We start from the raw sequence: 4,802 nt of genomic DNA, 5'->3' as shown, positions 1-4,802 counted from the left end.
AAGGACATTAACAACAGAATAGAGATATATGACAAGCAAACAACCATATTTTGGTGTTTAATAACGGTAAGTGTTAATAATTGACCTAGTCAATAAATATAAAGTTTTAATGAAGAGTTTGATCCTGGCTCAGGATGAACGCTGACAGAATGCTTAACACATGCAAGTCTACTTGAATTCACTTCGGTGATAGTAAGGTGGCGGACGGGTGAGTAACACGTAAAGAACTTGCCTTGTAGTCTGGGACAACTATTGGAAACGATAGCTAATACCGGATATTATGATTTTATCGCATGATAAGATTATGAAAGCTATATGCGCTACGAGAGAGCTTTGCGTCCCATTAGCTAGTTGGTGAGGTAACGGCTCACCAAGGCGACGATGGGTAGCCGGCCTGAGAGGGTGAACGGCCACAAGGGGACTGAGACACGGCCCTTACTCCTACGGGAGGCAGCAGTGGGGAATATTGGACAATGGACCAAAAGTCTGATCCAGCAATTCTGTGTGCACGATGACGGTCTTAGGATTGTAAAGTGCTTTCAATTGGGAAGAAACAAATGACGGTACCAATAGAAGAAGCGACGGCTAAATACGTGCCAGCAGCCGCGGTAATACGTATGTCGCAAGCGTTATCCGGATTTATTGGGCGTAAAGCGCGTCTAGGTGGTTTGGTAAGTCTGATGTGAAAATGCGGGGCTCAACTCCGTATTGCGTTGGAAACTGCCTAACTAGAGTATCGGAGAGGTGGGCGGAACTACAAGTGTAGAGGTGAAATTCGTAGATATTTGTAGGAATGCCGATAGAGAAGTCAGCTCACTGGACGAATACTGACACTGAAGCGCGAAAGCATGGGGAGCAAACAGGATTAGATACCCTGGTAGTCCATGCTGTAAACGATGATTACTAAGCGTCGGGGGTCGAACCTCGGCACTCAAGCTAACGCGATAAGTAATCCGCCTGGGGAGTACGTACGCAAGTATGAAACTCAAAGGAATTGACGGGGGCCCGCACAAGCGGTGGAGCATGTGGTTTAATTCGACGCAACGCGAGGAACCTTACCAGCGTTTGACATCCTAGGAATGAGAAAGAGATTTCTTAGTGCTCCTTCGGGAGAACCTAGAGACAGGTGGTGCATGGCTGTCGTCAGCTCGTGTCGTGAGATGTTGGGTTAAGTCCCGCAACGAGCGCAACCCCTATTGTATGTTGCCATCATTAAGTTGGGCACTCATGCGATACTGCCTGCGATGAGCAGGAGGAAGGTGGGGATGACGTCAAATCATCATGCCCCTTATGACCTGGGCTACACACGTGCTACAATGGGCAGTACAGAGAGAAGCAATTTCGCGAGAAGGAGCAAATCTCAGAAAGCTGTTCGTAGTTCGGATTGTACTCTGCAACTCGAGTACATGAAGTTGGAATCACTAGTAATCGCAAATCAGCTATGTTGCGGTGAATACGTTCTCGGGTCTTGTACACACCGCCCGTCACACCACGAGAGTTTGTAACACCCGAAGTCGGTGGGGTAACCTTTTGGAGCCAGCCGCCTAAGGTGGGACAGATGATTGGGGTGAAGTCGTAACAAGGTATCCGTACGGGAACGTGCGGATGGATCACCTCCTTTCTAAGGAGCAATTCATATATCTCTTTCTATTGGTAATGTTCTTACATTACTCTTTGAACATTGGAAACTACATAGTAATTAGAGAAACCAAACAATTTTACTAAATTTTTTAGTAGAGTTAGCAAACTTAAATTTAAAGATTAAGAGAATTAAGGGCACACGGTGGATGCCTAGGTAATAAGAGCCGATGAAGGACGTGGTAAGCTGCGATAAGCCTGGAGTAGTTGCAATCGAACTTTGATCCCAGGATTTCCCAATGGAGAAATCTACTAAGATGAAGTCTTAGTGTGAAAACGGTAACCAGATGAACTGAAACATCTAAGTAGTCTGAGGAAAAGAAAGTAAAAACGATTCCCTAAGTAGCGGCGAGCGAACGGGGACCAAGTCTAAATCGCGTAAGTGTCAAGAATGCAGTCGTTGCTTACGCGAGGTTGTGGGAAGCTTTTTGAAGAACTGCAAGATATTCAACGAGTTGTTTCAAAGAATTAGAATAAGTTGGAAAACTTAACCATAGAAGGTGATAGTCCTGTATAGGTAATTTGTAACAATCGTAAAGCTCTCCCGAGTAGCACGGAACACGAGGAATTCTGTGTGAATCAGCGAGGACCATATCTCGTAAGACTAAATACTCTTGTTAACCGATAGCGTATAGTACCGTGAGGGAAAGGTGAAAAGAACCCCGGGAGGGGAGTGAAAGAGATCCTGAAACCGTGTGCCTACAAGTAGTCAGAGCCCATTTACGGGTGATGGCGTGCCTTTTGGAGAATGATCCTGCGAGTTACGTTTAACGGCAAGGTTAAGTATACCGGAGCCGTAGGGAAACCGAGTCTTAATAGGGCGCTAAGTCGTTAGGCGTAGACGCGAAACTTGGTGATCTAATCCTGTCCAGGGTGAAGCTGTGGTAAGACACAGTGGAGGCCCGAACTCACCGCCGTTGAAAAGTTGGGAGATGAGATAGGTTTAGGGGTGAAACGCCAATCGAACTGAGAGATAGCTCGTTCTCTCCGAAATGCATTTAGGTGCAGCCTTAAGAATTAAATTACGGGGGTAGAGCACTGAATAGTCTAGGGGGCATATTGCTTACCGAAGCTAACCAAACTCCGAATACCGTAATTTTTAATCTTAGGAGTGAGACTATGGGTACTAAGATCCATGGTCAAAAGGGAAACAACCCAGACCGTCAGCTAAGGTCCCTAATTATAGCTAAGTGGGAAAGGAGGTGGAGATTCCCAAACAACCAGGAGGTTGGCTTAGAAGCAGCCATACCTTTAAAGAGTGCGTAATAGCTCACTGGTCGAGAGTCTCTGCGCCGACAATGTAACGGGGCTAAGCTATAAACCGAAGCTACGGAATCGCGTAAGCGATTGGTAGGAGAGCGTTCTGTAGGCTGTTGAAGGAGAACTGATAAGGAACTCTGGAGGTATCAGAAGTGAGAATGCAGGAATAAGTAGCGAGAAAGAGGGTGAGAATCCTTCTCGCCGGAAGACCAAGGTTTCCAGGGTAAAGCTTGTCTTCCCTGGGTAAGCCGGGACCTAAGCCCAGGCTATAATGCGTAGGCGAATGGAAAACAGATTAATATTTCTGTGCCACTGATAAATTGTGAAGGAGGGACGCAGAAGGGTATGTAAGCAGGAGAACGGAAGTTCCTGTGTAAGCATGTAGTATGACTTAGTAGGCAAATCCGCTAGGTTAGATATGAGGTGTGATGCGTAGAGCGTAAGCTTGAATTTACAGATCCCACGCTGCCAAGAAAAGCTTCTAGCGTTAATTTATTAGTGCCCGTACTGTAAACCAACACAGGTGGTCAGAATGAGAAATTTAAGGCGGACAGGCTAACTCTCGCTAAGGAACTCTGCAAAATGAATCCGTAACTTCGGGAGAAGGATTGCCCTTTTGTGTGGACTACTACGCGTGGAAAGCATGAGAGGGTCGCAGTGAAGAGGCTCAGGCAACTGTTTAACAAAAACACAGGTCTATGCTAAGCTGAAAGGCGATGTATATGGGCTGACACCTGCCCAGTGCCGGAAGGTTAAGAGGAGGAGTGAGAGCTCCGAATTGAAGCCCCGGTGAACGGCGGCCGTAACTATAACGGTCCTAAGGTAGCGAAATTCCTTGTCGGGTAAGTTCCGACCCGCACGAATGGTGTAACGATTTGGATACTGTCTCAACGAGAGACCCGGTGAAATTATATTACCTGTGAAGATGCAGGTTACCCGCGACAGGACGGAAAGACCCCATGGAGCTTTACTGTAGCTTGGTATTGGGTTTTGGTGTCATATGTATAGGATAGTTGGGAGACGAAGAAGTATGTCCGTCAGGATATATGGAGTCGCTGGTGGAATACCAACCATATTACACTGAAATTCTAATTTGAGGTTTGGAGCCTTGAAGACAGTGCTAGGTGGGCAGTTTGACTGGGGCGGTCGCCTCCGAAAGAGTAACGGAGGCGCCCAAAGGTTCCCTCAGGTTGGATGGAAATCAACCGCAGAGTGTAATGGCAGAAGGGAGCTTAACTGCGAGACTGACGGGTCGAGCAGGTGCGAAAGCAGGGCATAGTGATCCGGCGATTCCGAATGGAAGGGTCGTCGCTCAACGGATAAAAGCTACCCTGGGGATAACAGGCTGATTTTGCCCGAGAGTCCATATCGACGGCAAAGTTTGGCACCTCGATGTCGGCTCATCACATCCTGGGGCTGGAGAAGGTCCCAAGGGTTGGGCTGTTCGCCCATTAAAGCGGTACGCGAGCTGGGTTCAGAACGTCGTGAGACAGTTCGGTCCCTATCCGTCGCGGGCGCAGGAAATTTGAGAGGAGCTGTCCTTAGTACGAGAGGACCGGGATGGACAAACCTCTGATGTACCAGTTGTCACGCCAGTGGCACAGCTGGGTAGTCACGTTTGGACTAGATAACCGCTGAAAGCATCTAAGCGGGAAACTGACTTTAAGATAAGTACTCTATAGACAACTTCGAGACTAGGAGTTAGATAGGTTGGGAGTGTAAGTGAAGTAATTCATTAAGCGGACCAATACTAATAAGTCGGAATCTTAATCAAGAGAAATTACTATGTAGTATTGAGTGTTTAAAAACTCAAAATATAAGTTGGCAAGAAAAGCTACGAGGGTACACCTAGTAACATACCGAACCTAGCAGTTAAGCTCGTAAACGCTGAAAGTACTTGGGGG

3 rRNA genes are annotated in these 4,802 nt (G+C 47.0%); all 3 read left to right on the top strand.

The features are described from left to right. The first annotated feature begins 106 nt into the window (after positions 1-106). Positions 107-1,621, top strand: a 16S ribosomal RNA gene (locus tag T323_RS0115665). 138 nt (positions 1,622-1,759) lie between these two features. After that, positions 1,760-4,672: ribosomal RNA gene (locus tag T323_RS0115660) — 23S ribosomal RNA — on the top strand. 46 nt (positions 4,673-4,718) lie between these two features. Continuing rightward, positions 4,719-4,802: ribosomal RNA gene (gene rrf, locus T323_RS29835) — 5S ribosomal RNA — on the top strand; the annotation flags it as partial.

The sequence above is a fragment of the Alkalihalobacillus bogoriensis ATCC BAA-922 genome, from assembly GCF_000621445.1.
In the GTDB taxonomy this organism is placed as follows: Bacteria; Bacillota; Bacilli; order Bacillales; family Bacillaceae_F; genus Bacillus_AO; species Bacillus_AO bogoriense.
Note: the sequence above shows the minus strand (reverse complement) of the source record. Positions and strands in the feature narration are given on the sequence as shown.